Annotated in this window: 13 protein-coding genes; 3 read left to right on the forward strand and 10 right to left on the reverse strand. The window is 73.8% G+C overall.

The genetic code is table 11. From position 1 onward, the window contains the following. Window positions 1-9: 9 nt before the first annotated feature. The 6 genes from BH708_RS09335 to BH708_RS09360 all read right to left on the reverse strand — a co-directional run bounded on the left by BH708_RS09335 (window position 10) and on the right by BH708_RS09360 (window position 8291). Window positions 10-1941, reverse strand: coding sequence for a thioredoxin-like domain-containing protein (locus BH708_RS09335; protein WP_076808325.1), 1932 nt, complete (start codon window positions 1939-1941; stop codon window positions 10-12). Window positions 1942-2176: 235 nt separating this feature from the next. Continuing rightward, entirely contained in the window at window positions 2177-2974 is a 798-nt protein-coding gene (locus BH708_RS09340; RefSeq protein ID WP_083713428.1) for an HAD family phosphatase, read from the reverse strand. Further along, window positions 2971-3681: an HAD family phosphatase gene (locus BH708_RS09345; protein WP_076808327.1), complete on the reverse strand. Its 711-nt coding sequence runs from the start codon at window positions 3679-3681 to the stop codon at window positions 2971-2973. Before BH708_RS09345 ends, BH708_RS09340 begins: the two co-directional genes overlap by 4 nt. A gap of 141 nt (window positions 3682-3822) precedes the next feature. Next, the gene (locus BH708_RS09350) at window positions 3823-5109 is read right to left on the reverse strand and encodes an O-acetylhomoserine aminocarboxypropyltransferase/cysteine synthase family protein (protein WP_076808328.1); all 1287 of its coding nucleotides are present in this window, start codon (window positions 5107-5109) and stop codon (window positions 3823-3825) included. 139 nt (window positions 5110-5248) lie between these two features. Continuing rightward, complete coding sequence (locus BH708_RS09355) at window positions 5249-7036, reverse strand: ABC-F family ATP-binding cassette domain-containing protein (protein ID WP_157235842.1); 1788 nt, start codon at window positions 7034-7036, stop codon at window positions 5249-5251. Between the two features lie 277 nt (window positions 7037-7313). Next, a complete protein-coding gene (locus tag BH708_RS09360; RefSeq protein ID WP_253705532.1) occupies window positions 7314-8291 on the reverse strand; it encodes an N-acetylmuramic acid 6-phosphate etherase in 978 nt (325 codons plus the stop codon). 202 nt (window positions 8292-8493) lie between these two features. On the opposite strand from BH708_RS09360, the gene BH708_RS09365 reads away from it, so the two are divergent. The 3 genes from BH708_RS09365 to BH708_RS09375 all read left to right on the forward strand — a co-directional run bounded on the left by BH708_RS09365 (window position 8494) and on the right by BH708_RS09375 (window position 11329). Next, the gene (locus tag BH708_RS09365; protein ID WP_076808330.1) at window positions 8494-9498 is read left to right on the forward strand and encodes an N-acetylglucosamine kinase; all 1005 of its coding nucleotides are present in this window, start codon (window positions 8494-8496) and stop codon (window positions 9496-9498) included. Then, window positions 9495-9722, forward strand: a complete 228-nt coding sequence (locus BH708_RS09370; RefSeq protein WP_076808332.1) for a hypothetical protein — start codon at window positions 9495-9497, stop codon at window positions 9720-9722. The genes BH708_RS09365 and BH708_RS09370 overlap by 4 nt, the downstream gene beginning before the upstream one ends. Before the next feature lie 170 nt (window positions 9723-9892). Next, window positions 9893-11329 carry an NAD(P)/FAD-dependent oxidoreductase gene (locus BH708_RS09375; protein WP_076808333.1) on the forward strand — a complete coding sequence of 479 codons (1437 nt, stop codon included), beginning with the start codon at window positions 9893-9895 and terminating at the stop codon, window positions 11327-11329. Between the two features lie 58 nt (window positions 11330-11387). Here BH708_RS09375 and BH708_RS09380 read toward each other — a convergent pair whose 3' ends face one another. From BH708_RS09380 to BH708_RS09395, 4 genes are all read right to left on the reverse strand, one after another. Further along, window positions 11388-13232 (reverse strand): copper resistance D family protein, encoded by a 1845-nt coding sequence (locus BH708_RS09380; protein ID WP_076808335.1) that lies wholly within the window; start codon window positions 13230-13232, stop codon window positions 11388-11390. Beyond that, window positions 13229-13642 (reverse strand): CrcB family protein, encoded by a 414-nt coding sequence (locus BH708_RS09385; RefSeq protein ID WP_076808337.1) that lies wholly within the window; start codon window positions 13640-13642, stop codon window positions 13229-13231. The genes BH708_RS09380 and BH708_RS09385 overlap by 4 nt, the downstream gene beginning before the upstream one ends. Then, window positions 13639-14379: a CrcB family protein gene (locus BH708_RS09390; RefSeq protein WP_253705533.1), complete on the reverse strand. Its 741-nt coding sequence runs from the start codon at window positions 14377-14379 to the stop codon at window positions 13639-13641. Before BH708_RS09390 ends, BH708_RS09385 begins: the two co-directional genes overlap by 4 nt. Before the next feature lie 78 nt (window positions 14380-14457). Further along, window positions 14458-15999, reverse strand: a complete 1542-nt coding sequence (locus BH708_RS09395) for a dihydrolipoamide acetyltransferase family protein (RefSeq protein WP_076808340.1) — start codon at window positions 15997-15999, stop codon at window positions 14458-14460. Window positions 16000-16045: the final 46 nt, after the last annotated feature.

Genomic DNA, 16045 nt, shown 5'->3' on the forward strand with positions numbered 1-16045 from the left:
CAGAGCGGCTCAGGCGAGCAGGGACAGATCCAGATGGGTGGGGGCGCCGTCGACGACGCGGATCGGCACGCCCCAGTCCTGCTGATGCATGTGGCAGGCGGGGAACTCGACCGCGGGATCGGCGTCACAGGAGGCGGCGCGGGCACTGACGTGCAGCACGCCCTCGGGGTAGGCGGGATCCAGGGTGAGGGTGCGCTCCAGCGAGGTGTCGACGCCGGAGCCGCCGGTGAGCATGGCCGACGGGGTGGTGGAGACGGTGACCTGCGTGGAGGGGCCCAGCGAGTCGTCGAGCTTGTGCCCCTCGGGCGGGGTGAACAGCACGCGCACGGTCAGCGGTCCGGGGCCGACGTCGGTCACGGGGCGCTCGGAGCGCTGGGCGCCCAGGTCGATGACGCGCTCGGCGGCCTTGGCGACCGGAACCCAGGTGACGCGGTGGGCCCCGGACTCGACGACGATCAGCTGGCCGATGCCGTCGACCGGGGGGCCGACGATCGCCGCGGAGGGCTCGTCGAGGTCGGTCGCGACGGTGACGACGGTGACCGGGGCGCTCGAGGCCGCGTCGTCCTCGGTGTGCTCTTCGATGATCCGGATCGACCCGTTGTAGGTGTCGGCGACGGCGATGCGTCCGTCGGGCAGCGCGGTGACCGCCAGGGGATGCTGGAGGCGGGCGATGTCCGCGGACCCGTCGACATGACCGAAGTCGAACAGGCCCTCTCCGACGAGGGTGCTGACCTGCATGGTCTGCGGGTCCAGCACACGCACCGCAGAGGTCTCGGAGTCGGCGACGACGATGCGGCCGTCGCGCAGCTCGTCGAGGCCGGAGGGCTGCGCCCACCAGGAGGAGACGGCGGGCCCGTCGACCAATCCTTCCTGGGTGGTGCCGGCGAGCACCATGAGAGCCCCGGTGACCGGGTCGAAGGTCCACAGCTGGTGGACGCCGGCCATCGCGATCACCGAGCGGCCGAGCACGCGGGACCAGGTCACGTCCCACGGGGTGGACAGCGCGTAGTTGCGCGCGTCGCCCTCGCCGCGCGGCTGCTGATCGCCCTGCATCCACTGGGAGCCCGAACCGGCGACGGTGCTCACCTCGGTCGCGGTGCGCGAGCGCAGCAGACGATCCTGGCCCACCTTCACCCCGCGCAGGAGGTGATTGGAGGTGTCGGTGACCAGCAGGTCGTAGCCGACCTCCGAGGCGATCTCGTCCGGGAGCGCGAGGACACCGTTGGGCTCGGCGAACTGCGCGGTCTCCCCGTCGCCGTCGACATGGCCGCGAGCGCCGGTGCCGATGATCTCGTCGACGGTCTGGCCGTCGTTCTGGAAGACCACCAGGCGGTGCTGGCCGGCGTCGGAGACGACCAGTCGCCCGTCGGGCAGGGTGGTGAGCTTGGAGGGGAAGCGGAGGGTCTGGGGCACCCGCTCGGTCAGCACGGTCGGCGCCGGTCCGCGGCGCAGCGAGCCGTCGGCCTCCCCCTCGACGACGAGACGGGCGACCAGTTGGTCGATGTTCTCCCCGTGCCCCTCGCCGGAGAGGTTGCCGGCGATGCGCCCGTGGGTGTCGAGCACCATCAGGGTCGGCCAGGCCCGGGCGCCGTACTCGGACCAGGTCTCCAGCTCCGGATCGTCGATGACGGGGTGGGAGACCTCGTAGCGCTCGATGTTCGCGGCCAGTGCCTCGGGGTCCTTCTCGAACTCGAACTTCGGGGAATGGACGCCGACTACGACCAGCTCATCGGCCCATTTCTCCTCCAGGGGCCGCAGCTCGTCCAGGACGTGCAGGCAGTTCACGCAGCAGAACGTCCAGAAATCCAGCAGGACGATCTTTCCCCGCAGCGACTCCAGGTCGAGGTCGACGCCGCCCGTGTTCAGCCACCCGCGCCCACGCAGCGGGGAACCGTGGGCGCGGTCGGTCAAGGGCGCGGAGGGGTCGCTCGGTGTGGTCATGGGGTCCAGTGAACCCTGTTTCGAGGCGCAGTGGCCAACTCAGATGACGGTCGTGGACATTCGCACTCCCGACCCGCGGGAGCGGTCGAGGGCGGCGGCGGAGAGGCGACACGGGTTCCGGACCCGTCCGGGGACCGGCGCGTGGAGCTGTGCGCAGGGAAAAGCGCGAGCAAGGGCACGGGCCGGCGCGCAGGCAGGGGTGCGGGTCGGAGCGCGGGCAGGGACATCGGCCTGCTCACCAGGTGGCGACCCATGCCGCCAGGTCCGGGTCCGTCAGGGAGTCCAGGACGAGATCGGCCGCCGGAGCGGGATGGCCGGGCGCCGGCACCGCGATGAGGCGCAGCCCGGCGTCGCGGGCGGCGCGCGCTCCGGTCCCGGAATCCTCGAGGGCGAGGGCCTGGCCCGGCCGGACCCCGAGGGCACGGGCCGCCGCGGCGTACATGTCGGGGGCCGGCTTCGGGCGCTCGACGGTGTCCGAGGCCTCCAGCACCGCGAAGTGCTCGCGCAGGCCTCCGAGGTGCAGCTTGTCCTGGAGGGATTCCAGCCACGAGTTCGAGGCGCAGCCCAGCGGGACGCGCGCCCCGGCGGCCACGATGATCTCGCGGGCACCCGGGAGCAGGCGGATACCACCGGCGAGCTCACGGTCGAACGCGCTGTGGAGGTCGGCCAGGAGCGCCTCGCTGCTGCTGTCGGACCGCTCCGCGAGGATCGCGGCCGCGTCCTCGATGGTCGAGCCGTGCAGCGCGGCGTCGTCCTCCCGGCGCAGTCGAGCCCCGTGGGCGGCGACCACGGCGTCCTGGGCGAGCTGCCAGACGCTCTCGGTGTCCAGCAGCAGCCCGTCGCAGTCGAAGACGACCGCCTGCGGTGTCCAGTCGCCGAAGACCTGCCGGAACCGCTCGGGGCTGCCCGTGACAGAGGCGGGAGCCGAGGCGCCGGGGGCGGGATCAGGAGCCGATGCAGCGGGGAACGCCGCTCCCGGGGACGCCGCTCCGGCCGTGCGATCACCTGCGCCGGGGGCGGGGACGGGACTCATCGCCGCACGTCCCAGCCGGCGATCCAGTCGGTCAGCACGTCGTCCTCGAGGGTGGTCAGGCGGCGCTGGGCGCGGGGATCCTGCCCGGGGATGGACGGCACGGCGATCAGGTGCAGCCCGGCGGAGAGCGCGGCGGACGCTCCGGTCTCTGAGTCCTCGAAGCCGAGGCAGTCGGTGGGGTCGACGCCGAGCATCTCGGCGGCCCGCAGGTAGATGTCCGGTGCGGGCTTGGGATGGGTGATGTCCTCGACCGCGACGTGAGCGTCGACCACCGCGTCCAGGCCGGTGGCCTCGAGCTTGTGATCGAGCATGTCCCGCGGTGAGTTCGAGGCGATCGCGACCGGACGCTTCGCCGCCACGGCCCGCACGGCCTCCATGCCTCCGGGCAGCGGCACCAGCTGCTCGCGATCCCGCAGGCCTTCGCGGTGGGCGGCCAGCAGTTCCTCGGCGACGATCTCGGGAGCCTTGTCGACCAGGCGGCCGATCACGGTCACGACCATCTCCGCCGATTGCCCGGTGACCTGGCGTCGGGTGGCGGGGTTCATCCGGACCTGGTGCATCGCGAGGTAGGCGTCCTGCACACGGACCCATTCGGCCTCGGTGTCCACCAGCAGCCCGTCGAAGTCGAAGATGACGGCGGCGGGGGTCCAGGCGGGCGGCCAGGTGTCCAGCGGGGACGACGGCAGGGGCACGGGTGCGGAGCTCATGATGCCTCCAGCGTATCGATCCCCCCCCCCTGCACGATGTCTCAGCGCGCCCGGCGCGGCCTCACGGGACCCCCTGGCCCCGGCCACGCCGACCGACGGGCCGCGCTCCCCGGCCACGCCGACCGACGGGCCGCGCGGCGCTCAGCTCGCGGCGACCAGCCCCCGCTCGATATCGGCGAGGATGTCGTCGATGTGCTCGACGCCGACGCTCAGGCGCACGAAGCCGGGCTCGATGCCGGCGGCGCGCTGCTCCTCCTCGCTGAGCTGGGAGTGGGTGGTCGAGGCGGGGTGGATCACCAGGGACCGCACGTCGCCGATGTTCGCCACGTGCGAGTGCAGGGTGAGAGCGTCGACGAAGCGACGGCCGGCCTCGAGACCACCGGGCAGGACGAATCCGAGCACGCTGCCCGCACCGCGCGGGAGATACGTGTCCGCGGTCGCCTTGTAGGGGGACGAGTCCAGGGACGCCCAGGTCACGGTGCCCACGCGGTCGTCGGCCTCGAGGAAGGCTGCGACCTGGTGCGTGTTCTCCAGATGGCGCTCCATGCGCAGCGGCAGCGTCTCCAGGCCCTGCCCGATGAGGAAGGCGTTGAACGGGGAGATGGCCGGGCCGAGGTCACGCAGGAGGTTGGTGCGGGCACGGGTCGCGAAAGCGGCGGGCACCCCGGCGAAGACGAGGCCGTTGTAGGACTCGTCGGGCTCGGTGAACTGCGGGTACTTCTCGGCCTGGGCGGAGAAGTCGAAGCTGTCGCCGTCCACGATCACGCCGGCGATCGAGGTGCCGTGGCCGCCGAGGAACTTGGTGGCGGAGTGGACGACGACGTCGGCGCCGTGCTCGAGCGGCCGCAGCAGGAACGGGGTGGCGACGGTGTTGTCGACGATCAGCGGCACCCCGACCTCGTGGGCGACGTCGGCGACGGCCCGCAGGTCCGGGATGTCCTGCTTGGGGTTGGGGATCGACTCGACGAAGAACGCCCGCGTGGTCTCGTCGGCCGCGGCACGCCAGGAAGCAGGGTCTGTGGGATCGTCCACCCACTGCGCCGTGATGCCCAGGCGGCTCAGGGTGTGCTTGAACAGGTTGTACGACCCGCCGTACAGGCTCGGCGAGACCGCCACGGAATCCCCGGCGCCGGCGAGGTTCAGGATCGACAGCGTGATGGCGCTCTGCCCGGAGGCCACCAGAAGACCGGCCGCACCGCCCTCGAGAGCGGCGACCCGGTCCTCGACCGCGCTCTGGGTGGGGTTGGTGATGCGGGTGTAGATGGGGCCGGCCTCCGCCAGCGCGAAACGGTCCGCAGCGGACTCCGCCGTCGGGAACACGAAGCTGGTGGTCTGGTGGATCGGCAGGGCGCGCGAACCGGCGTCGGAGTCCGGCTGCTGGCCGGCGTGGACTGCCAGGGTCTCGAACTTCTGGGGCTGCTCGGTCACGGAGGTCTCCTTGTCGACGTGGTGTTGCCCCCAGCCTGGCGCATCGCCCTCGCAGCACCGAGGATCATGAACCCGTATGACGTCGTCGTCCACGCCGCGACCGCCCGCGAGGACGTCGCCCGCAGGCCGCAGCCGGGCCTCATCCCGTCAGGGCGAGCGTCTCCCCCTGCCAGCGGCTGCGCAGCCAGCGGTCGTGGGACGCGATCAGCACGGTGCCTGGCCAGTCCGCCAGCGCGTTCTCGAAACGGGTCGCGGTGACCAGCGCCAGGTGGTTGGTGGGCTCGTCCAGGACCAGCAGCTCGGGCGGGTCCAGCAGCACGGCGGCGAGCATGACCCGGCGCAGCTGGCCGCGGGAGAGCAGCTCGAGGGGCCGGGCCAGGTCGCGGGGATGGACCAGGCCGAACAGCTCGGGCACGGTGTCGTCAGCCGTCCGGGAACGGGCCGCGCCCGCCTCCGTACCCGACGCCGCCGCCCGCAGATGCTCGCCGACGGTGCGTCCCGGGATCGCCGCATCATCCTGGCCGAGATGACCGATGCGCAGGCCCCGGGGGTGGTCGACGGTGCCGTGCGTGGGGGCCAGGTGGCCGGTCACGGTCTCCAGCAGCGTCGATTTTCCTGAGCCGTTGGCCCCGGTGATCAGCAGGTGCTCGCCGGTCGACAGGCTGAAGGAGACGGGGGCGAGTCGGCCGTCGACGGCGACCTCGCGCGCCGTCAGCAGCACCGCTCCGGCTGCTCCTCGACCACTGCCCGAGGCCCAGCGGCCGTCCGCTCCCCCACCCCGGCCGGGGACCGGGGGCAGATGCGTGAACTCCAGCTCCGCCGGCGGTTTGCGGACCTGGTCCTCCTCGAGCTGGGCGAGACGAGCCCGGGCCTCGCGCAGACGGCGGGAGACGACGGTGGCGTTGCGGTCCGCATAGAACTTCTTCGCCATCCCGCCCTCGGTGCGCGGCGCCGCGCCGGGATGCCCGACCGTCGCGGAGTCCTTCACGGCCTGCCGCAGCTCCTTCAGCTCGTCCTGCTCGGCGCGGAAGCGGTGCTCCCAGCGGTCCCTCGCGGCGAAGCGGGCCAGCAGGTAGTCGCTGAACCCGCCCGTGGAGACGGTCAGCCCGCCCGGCTCGCTGCGGACCGGGCTCTCCGCGGGGTCCAGGTCCAGCTGCGCGGCGGTGGCGTCGTCGAGGAAGGCGCGATCGTGGCTGGCGATGAGCACGGCCCCCCCGTGGGCGGCGATCGTGGCGGCGAGGAAGGCGGCGCCGTCGTCGTCGAGGTGGTTGGTCGGCTCGTCGAGCAGCCAGGTGGTGGGGCGGGCGATCAGCAGGTGCGCGAGGGCGAGGCGTTCGCGCTGGCCACCACTGATCTCGCCGAGGGGTGTCGCGGGGTCGATCTCCTGGAGGGACAGCCCGGCCAGGACGGCCTCGGCCCGACGGTCCGCGTTCCAGACGTCGGCGAGGGTCGCCTCGGCGAGCAACTCGTCGAATCGGATCGCGGCACGCGGGGCGGGCTCGTCGTCCGCGGCGAGGGCCTCGCCCGCGGCGACGAGCTCACGCTCGAGGCGTCGGGACCGCTCCAGCGCGTCGGCGACCACGTCGGCGAGCGCGGTGGTGGGGCCGGCGGGCAGCTCCTGGTGCAGGACGCCGACGGGGCCCGGGGCCTGCACGGCCCCGGTATCGGGGGCCAGGCCCCCGGCGAGGATGCGCAGCAGGGTGGACTTGCCGCTGCCGTTCTCCCCGAGCAGCCCGGTGGGCCGTCCCGCGGGCACCACGAGGCTCACGTCGGTCAGGACGCGGCGGTCGGGGAAGGAGAAGGAGATCCCGTCCGCCCGCAGGTGCAGGCGCGGGTCCCCGGAGCCCGTGGTGAGGGCCGCCGGCGCGGGGTCGGCCGCGGGTGTCGGGGTGGCCGAGGCGGCGGAGCGCGCGGGGTGCATGGACATGGATCAGCTCCGGATCACGAGGAAGCGGTGAGGGGCGGGGGCTGATCACAAGCGCATGGGAGCGAGTGTAAGGATCCGGCGACGGCCGCGTCGAGGGAATTTCCGCAGCCCGTGCAGCGCCTGCTGGTCATGCCGAGCCGGGTGCACCCGCCGGGCGCTCAACAGGCGCCGAGCCTGGTGCACCGGCTGGGCGTACGGTCCGACGTGTCGGACTGACTCGTCCCATCCGACACGTCGGACCGCACCGACCGCCCTTCCGACGCGTGGGACCGAGTGGTCACGGCCCGGCCGGCTCGTCGGTCCCTTCTCGCAGGGCCGCGACGGCCGAGCGGATCCCGGCGGGGTCACCGACCCGTCGGGGGTCCCGGGGGTGATGCGCCAGCGCGGCCTCGGCGGCGGTGACGTCGACCTCGGCGAGAAGGGCGACCAGGGCGGGCCGGACGCTGCCGGCGGCGGCCTCGAGCACCTCCGCGGCCCGCTCGGCGCTCTGACCGGTGGCCTGCACCAGCATTCGCACGGTGCGGCCGACGAGCTTGGCGTTGGTGGGACGCACGTCGATCATGAGGTTCCCGAAGGTGGTGCCCAGACGCACCATGGTGGCGGTGGACAGGGCGTTCAGGGTGAGCTTCTGGGCGGTGCCGGCCTTCATCCGGGTCGAGCCGGTGACCACTTCGGGGCCGACGTCCAGCAGGATCGGGATGTCCACAGCGGAGGCGAGCTGCGCCTGGGGGTTCGCGGAGATCAGCGCGGTCGGCAGGCCCCGCTCGCGGGCCTCGGCCAGGGCGCCGCGCACGAAGGGGGTGCGACCGCTGGCGGCCAGGCCGACGACGACGTCCCCGAGCTCGCAGTTCTGCGCGACCAGATCCGCACCGGCGTCCGCATCGTCCTCCGCGCCTTCGACGGCGGCGAGGAAGGCGCCCGGGCCGCCGGCCAGGTGCGCGGTGACCATGGACTCGTCCGCGTTGAAGGTGGGGGCGAGCTCGACCGCGTCGAGCACGGCCAGCCTCCCCGAGGTGCCGGCGCCGACGTAGTGGACCGTGCGCCCGCCAGAGATCGCGCTGACGCACACCTCGACCAGCTCGGCCAGGGGCCCGGCCTGCGCCTGGACGGCCGCGGCGACGGTCGCGTCCTCGGAGAGGATCACGTCCACCATGCCGCGGGCATCGAGCGCGTCCAGCTCGGCGCTGGCCGGGTTGCGCTCCTCGGTCGGGGAGGCGAGGTCCACCAGGGCCGTCGCATCATCGGGGTCGGTCACGGGGTCTCCTGGGATCGGGGCCGGGGGCCGCTCCCAGCGTAGCGAGACCGCCGTCCCGGTGAACCCCGCCCTACGATGGGGCCCGATCCCGGGGTCATCGCCACAGGGCCACAGCCACCGCACCACAACCACTGCGCCACAACCACTGCGCCACAGCCACCGCCTCACGACCACAGGGCCACAGGGCCACAGGAGGACCACCATGGACGACGACACCTCCCGCCCGACCGCCGCCCGCCCGACCCGCGTCGTGATCGCCGGGGACATCGGCGGAACCCGTTCGCGCCTGGCCCTCGCTCCGCTGGGTGGCGGGGTGGCCGCCGAGGTGGAGGGTCCCGGCGCGAACCTGCGCTCCTCGGGCTCCGCCGCCCTGGACCATCTGGCCGACACCGTGCGCATGGTGCTGGACCGTGGTCGCCACGAGCTCGGCGACGCGATGGACGTCGCAGCGGTCGCGCTCGGCATCTCGGGGGCCGGACCGGCCCGGGCGCGCGACGTGGCCGCCGCCGTCGGCGAGCGGCTCGAGCGTCTGGACATCCCCGAGGACCGCATCCTGGTCACCGACGATCTGCACACCGCCTTCCTCGCGGGCGGCATGGGCGATGACGGGCTGCTGGTGCTGGCCGGCACCGGCGCGGTAGCCGTCCGCTTCCAGCAGCGCGAGGCGGTCGCGCGCCGGGACGGGATGGGCTGGCTGCTCGGCGACATCGGCTCGGCGGTGTGGCTGGGGCGTCGCGCCCTGCAGGCGGTCGCTGCCGATCTCGACGGGCGCGGGCGACGCACCCGACTGACCGAGCAGGTCGCCGACCTGCTGGACCTGGACCTGCGCGACGGCCTGCTGCCACCCTCCCCGACCGGCGACCCGCGCCAGGACCTGATCCGGGCCCTCGACGACGTCCTGCCGGCCGGGGCCCCGGCCGCGCTCGGACGATTCGCCCGCCTGCCCGGGTCGGTCCCCGAGGACCCCGTCGCTCGCGAGATCCTCGACACCGCGGTGCGGCACGTCATGGACACCGTGCGGGCACTCGACCCGCGGGCGGGCCTTCCCGTGGTGCTGGCCGGTTCGGTGCTGGCCTCCGCGGGCCCGATCCACGACGAGGTCGCGACCGGGCTGCGGGCCGACGGGCGCACCTACTGCACCGTCCCGAGCGGCCTCCCGGGCGCACTGCTGCTGGCCCGTGAGAAGGCAGGTGACGTCCTTGCATGAGTTTGCATGAGCGATCCCCGGCCCCGCGCCCCGACGTCCTCGGCGAGGGGACCGTCGCCGACGCGTCTCCCGGCCGGCGCCGGACCGGTCGCAGTCCGTCTCGCCGCCGCCCCGACCACACCGGCACCCGCCGACTCTTGCGCGACCACGTGATCCTCGCCCACGTGTCCCGCACGATCGGCATCACCCTGAGGGTCTCGGCGCGTCGCACCGCCATCGGCTGACCACGCCCCACCGTGCCTCGCGTCGGCGCAGTGCGTGCGTGCCCGGAGCCGTGCAGACCAGGTGCAGACTAGGTGCAGACTAGGATGGCCAGCGTCAGCCCGCCGCTGAGCCGGGCGTCCGGGGAACCTCCCGGCCGCCGCGCGCCGCCCCACCCGGAAGGTTCTGCTCGATGCCCGACCTCCACGACCAGATCTCCACCCGCGAGAAGGTGCTGATCATCGGCGCCGGGCCCGCCGGTCTCGCGGCCGCCGCGGCCCTGAAGGCCTTGGAGGTCCCCTTCGACCTGGTCGACCGTGCGAAGCACGTCGGCGGCATCTGGAACGAGGAGCGCGAGGACACCCCGGTGTGGCCGGCGATGGAGATGATCTCCTCTCGCGAGTTCACGCAGTACGAGGACATGCTGCAGCCGGTGTCCTTCCCCGAGTTCCTCAGCCCCGGCCACATGGCCAAGTACCTGCGCGCCTATGCGGCGCGCCATCAGCTGACCGATGAGTTCCGCCCGGGCGTGGCCGTGCGCTCCGCCCGTCCCTTCGACGACGGCGTGTGGCAGGTCGAGCTCTCCACCGGGGAGATCATGATCTACCGCGCAGTGATCTCCGCCCACGGCATCTCCCAGCGCCCGCACCGGCCGGACTGGGCCGCGGACGTCCCGCGCTCCGTGCGGGTCATCCACTCCTCGCAGTGGGGCGGGCCCGACGGGCTCGAGGGTCAGCGCGTGCTCGTCGTCGGCTCCGGGCAGTCCGCCGCCGACATCGCGGTCGACGCCGCCCGCCGCGCCCTCGAAGTGCGCTGGTCGATGCGGACGGGGCACTGGGTGGTTCCGCGACGGATCGGCGGCGTCCCCGGCGACGTCGCCGCCTCCCGCGAGCCCTCCGTGCTCGGCGGTCTGAACGCCAAGATCGCGGAGGCCGTCGTCCGCCGCAGCGTCGGCCACCCCGCCGACGCCGGGCTGCCGCGCCCGGCCGCCCCGCTGCTCGAGGACTCCGTGATCATCTCCGACGATGTGCTGGATCGCGTGCGCGAGGGCCGGATCACGCCCGCCGGAGAGGTCACCGGCATCGACGCCGACGGCACCCTCACCCACCACGGCCCCGAGACCCACGCCGGGCACATCCGCTACGCCCCCGACCTGATCGTCCTGGCCACCGGCTATGAAGTCGGCGCCGATCATCTGAGCGAGGAGATCGTCCCGCGCACCACGCACGGCGAACCCGACCTGTTCCTCGGTGCCTTCCCGCGCGGCCGCGACGACTTCGTGGTGCTCGGTCAGCAGCGGGTCTCCGGCGGCGTGCTGCCGGTTCTCGTCGAGCAGGCCGATCTGGCGGCCTACGTGCTGGCCGCCACCCGGGACGAGGACTCCCCCGCCCTGCGGCAGTTCCAGCGCCTGCGGGCGGGATCCGAGAGCGCCGTGCCGACCGCGGCCGCCCCTGCCGAGAACGGCGTGCGGGGCCGTCTGGGCGGGGTGCTCGGGGCGAATCGGGTCACCGCGCGCAGCACCCCGGCCGGCGGCGGAGGGGCCGACGCCACCGGCGAGGATCTCGTGCCCTCCGTGGATCGCGACACCCTGCTGGCGCGCCTGCGCACGGTGCGCGAGCTGTTCGCCTGAGCACGGGAGCTGTTCGCCCGGGCGCGAGAGCTGTTCGCCGGAACCGCCCGGCCGGGCGTCACCGCGCCTGCCGGGCCGCTTCCGGGTCCTGATCGGGGGAGCCCTCACGCCGGGAACTCGGCGTGGGCCGGGGGCCCGTCGCACGTCGGGGCCGCAGCGCGTAACCGGCCGCGAGGGCCGTCACTGCGACCACGGCGAGCACGGCGATCCCCCCGCGCTGCTGATCCGCCAGAGCGTCGGCGAGCCACGTCCGCCCGGTCGCCCCGAACCAGCTCGCCGCGATCAGCCGGTCGGTGCCGACCAGCAGGATCCCCCCGGCCAGCCCCAGCGCCAAGGGTGCCGCGGCGACCAGGAGCCGCGCGCCGACGCCGCTCGCGGCGCGCACCGTGAGGGCGCTCAGCACCCCGCCGCCCAGCGCCAGCAACTGCAGCGCCAGGTGCGCGGCGTGGCCGTCGAGCGCAGGGCGCAGGAACGGTCCTGCGTACACCGCCCCGAGCAGGGCCGGCGGTGCGGCGGCGATCAGGGCCGCGAACCACCAGCGGCGTCCCACCGCGCGGCGCAGCAGGGACGGGACCGCGATCGCGCTGCCCAGCAGCACTCCGGCCCCGGCCAGCAGCAGCGCATGCTGGAGCAGATGCGCGGAGACCAGAACCTTCGAGTACACGTTCAGCGGTCCGCTGGTCAGCAGCACGAGCACGATGCCGGCGAGCACCAGGCGCCGGCTCGCGCCGCGGTCCCGCTGCGGACCGCGCGGCCTCCACCACACCAGCACCATGACGCAGGCCAGCAGCATCCCGAAGGGGGCGGGCCGCCAGGCGGTGAGCACGGCGCCCAGGTCGGGGGCGGGCGGCAGCGGATATCCGGTCAGGACACCTGCCGGGCCCGGCGGCGGGGTGCCGTCGTCGGCCGGGGGCGGGGAGGAGCTCATGGCGGCGGCGAGCGCCACGGCCAGACCCATCAGGGCGAGCTCGAGGATCGCCAGACGGCGATAGGTGCTCGCAGCCTGGCGTCCTGTGTCGTCGGCGCTGAACCCGGTCGCGATCTGCCGGCGCTGCAGCGCCCCCAGTGCTCCCAGCGCGAGCAGCAGCACGGCCTTGGCCACGCCGAGCTGGACGTACGCGCTGGTGAGGATCTCCCCCACCGAATTCATGCGCACCGCCAGCGCCCACACCCCGCTCAGGGCGAGGGCGACCCAGCAGATCAGCGCCAGATGGGAGTAGCCCCGCACCACGCGCGCATCGTCGCGGACGCTGCGCGGCAGGGTCTGCAGGAGTCCCAGGCCCCCCAGCCAGACCCCCACGGCCAGCAGGTGCACGAGCATCGTGGAGGTGGCCACCTCGTGGTCCTGGCCGCCGCCGGCATGGCCCGTCATCGCGCTGGAGAAGGCGACCAGACCCGCGGCGACGGCCACGGCGCGGGCGACCGCCGGCGTGGTGCCGATGACCGCGATCGTGGTGGCGGCCGCCGCGATCACCAGCGCGGTCACGTACCAGACGCCGAGATCGGTGGCCAGGTACACGCTGAGATCGGAGCCGAAGCGGGCCGAGATGATGGGCTGGCCGGTGGCCAGGGCGTAGGAGAAGGCGAGGGAGGCGCCCCGGGCCAGGGTGGTGACGCCCGCCGCGATCGCGACCAGCGTCATCGCCCGGGCCCGGTCGGCCTCCTGGTGCAGCAGCCAGCCGGCGACGACCGCCCCTCCCAGGGTCACGGCCGCGGCGAGGTCGGCGATCATCGCGGCGATCGGGCCGCCGTGGCGCGCCACCGGCCCGGCGTTGCGCAGCACGAGGTTGTCCCCGCCGGCCGCGGCGGCCGCCAGGTCGGAGATCAGGGCGAGCACGACGAGCGCGCCGAGCAGGATCGCGACGACCGCCGGAGCGGCTCGTCGCTGCGTGGTCGTGGTCACGAGGCGATCACCAGCCCCAGCCACAGCAGGGCCATCCCGGTGCCGATGGTCAGCAGGAAGTAGGCGACGCCGAGGGCGAAGCTGCCGCGTCGCAGCAGTTCGACGATGTCGAGGGCGGCGGTGGACAGGGTGGACAGACCGCCGCAGAAGCCCACGGCCAGCAGCAGGAATGCGAGCTCGCCGACTCCGGAGACGGCGGATCCGAGGCGAGCGACCACGATCCCGAGCACGAAGCAGGCCAGGGCGTTGGCGAGGAAGGTCAGCCAGGGCTTGGCTCTCAGGTCCCCGTCGCTGCTGCGGCGGGCCGCTCGGCGCATGCCGGCCTCGCGCAGCCACCAGCGCAGCACGGAGCCGCCGGCACCGCCGATCGCGACCAGGACCGCGCCCAGCAGGAAGGGCCCCGCGCTCATGACTCCTCCTCCGGGCTCCGGGCGGTGCCCCGCTCGGGGCGGGCCGCGGGCGGGTCGACGTCGTCCACGGGCCGCTCGGCGTGCGTCTCGCCCGGCACGACGTCCTCCGCGCGGGGCGCGGCGTCGGAGTCGATCTGCTCGGCGGAGGTGCCGTCCCGTGTGGTGCGGGAGCTCCCGCGCCCGTCGCGCTCGCTCCGCGCGGCCGCCCGGTGAGCGAGCCGCCGCCCGCCGAGGATGCCTCCGATCATGGCACCGAAGCACACGAAGACGGTCAGCAGGGCGTAGGCGAAGGCCTGCATCGGGAAGTCCGCGCCGATCATCGCCGCGCCCTCCAGCACCACCATGGACGTGGTGGTGAACCCGCCGCAGAGACCGGTGCCGAGCAGCGGCTGCATCCAGGGCCGGCCGGGGCGCACCTCGAGCGCGCCCGTGAGCACGCCCAGGGCCAGGCAGCCCAGCACGTTCGCCCACAGGGTCGACCAGGGCAGCTCGACCAGGGTGGGGGTGGAGACCGTGGGGGCGAGCACCTGGAGCAGGAAGCGCAGCATCGACCCGATCGCTCCGCCGGCGGCGACCAGCAGGGCGATCCGGCGCGGACTCAGGCGGGCCTGGACCGGCCCCGAGCCGAAGGTGTCGCCGTCGCTGACGTCCTCGAGCCGCAGGGCGGCCATCTCGACCGTCTGCATCCGCGGGTCGTCGCGGCGCATGTGCGGTGGCGTGGTCGGGCTCGGGGTCACCGGATCAGGGTACCGACGAGCGTGCCGGGACGGTCCCAGGCTCCCGCAGAGGTGCGCAACCCCGCATCCGGACGCCGGTCAGCCCCAGACCAGACCCAGCGCGGGGTCCTCGAGCACGGCGGAGACGTCGCGCAGCAGCTCGGCGCCGAGCGCCCCGTCGATCAGGCGGTGGTCGAAGCTCAGCGCGAGCTGGGCGACCTGACGCGGGACGATCTGTCCGTCGACCACCCAGGGCTTCTCCTTGATGGCGCCGACGCCGACGATCACGGATTCGCCCGGGTTGAGGATCGGGGTGCCGGAGTCGATCCCGAACACGCCGAAGTTGGTGATGGTGATCGTCCCCTCCCGGGTGTCGGACAGGGAGGTCCGCCCGGCGCGCGCGGTGCGGGCGAGCTCGTCGATCCCCTCGGCGAGCTCGCGCAGCGTCATCAGGTGCGCGTCCTTGAGATTGGGGACGATGAGCCCGCGCGGGGTGGCGGCGGCGATACCCAGGTTCACGAAATGCTTGTAGACGATCTCCTGGTTCTGCTCGTCCCAGGAGGCGTTGACCTCGGGGTTGCGACGGATCGCCACCAGCAGCGCCTTCGCGATCACGACCAGGGGGCTGATCTTCACGTCGGCCCATTCCCGGGAGGCCTTGAGGTCCGCGACGATCCGCACCACCCGGGTCATGTCGATCTCGTTGAAGACCGTCACGTGCGGGGCGGTGAAGGCCGAGGCCACCATCGCTTCCGCGGTGCGCTTGCGCACCGAGCGGATGGCCACGCGGGTGGTGCGCTCGTCGCTGGTGACCCGGGCGAAGGGCTGGTCGCGGGTGGTCTTCATGGCGCCTCCGAGCCCTTCCGGAGCCTGCGGGGACTCCTCGGGGAAGTAGTGCCCGTCGGCTCCCGGGTCCGGGGCGTACGAGGTGTCCCCGGACATCGCCCGCTGCTGGGCGGCGAGGACGTCGTCGCGGGTGACGGTGCCGTCGGGCCCGGTGGCGAACACGTCGGCGAGCGCGATGCCGAGGTCTCGGGCGAGCTTGCGCACGGGGGGCTTGGCGAGGATGCGGTCGATCGGGATCTGGGGGCCGTCGTCCTGGGCGATCTTCCGCCGACGGCGGCGCTGCGGGGCTGCCTTCGCGCCGTAGCCGACGAGATTCTTGGGCTCCTCCTCGTTCCCGGGCTTCTCCGTGGCGGGCGCGGCGGGGGTGCCCTGCTGGGCCGGGGCCGAGACCCGGGGATCCTGCGGGGCGGGTGCTCCCGCGTCGGCCGACGCGCCCTGCGGGGCGACCTCGGCGGCGGTCTGCGCGTCGTCGGCCGCGGCGGCAGGGGCGGAGCCGCCGCTGAGCGCGGGGCCCCCGGCGGTGTCGATCTCGAGCAGCGGCGTGCCCACGGGCACCTCGTCGCCCACGGCCACCAGGATCGCGACCACGGTGCCGCCGACGTGGCTGGGCAGCTCCACGGCGCTCTTGGCGGTTTCCACCTCGACCACGGGGGCGTTGATGGCGATCGTGTCGCCCACGGCGACCTTGATGTCGATGATCTCGGCTTCCGTCAGCCCCTCACCGGGATCGGTGAGCGCGATCGTGACGACCGCCGAGGAGGAGGGAGTCGCAGTCTGGTCTGGCCCATCGTTCATGAGTCGATCCTTTCACGCAGGGGCTCGGCCGCCCGGCAGGAGGCCG

This window comes from Brachybacterium sp. P6-10-X1 (assembly GCF_001969445.1).
Classification (GTDB): domain Bacteria; phylum Actinomycetota; class Actinomycetes; order Actinomycetales; family Dermabacteraceae; genus Brachybacterium.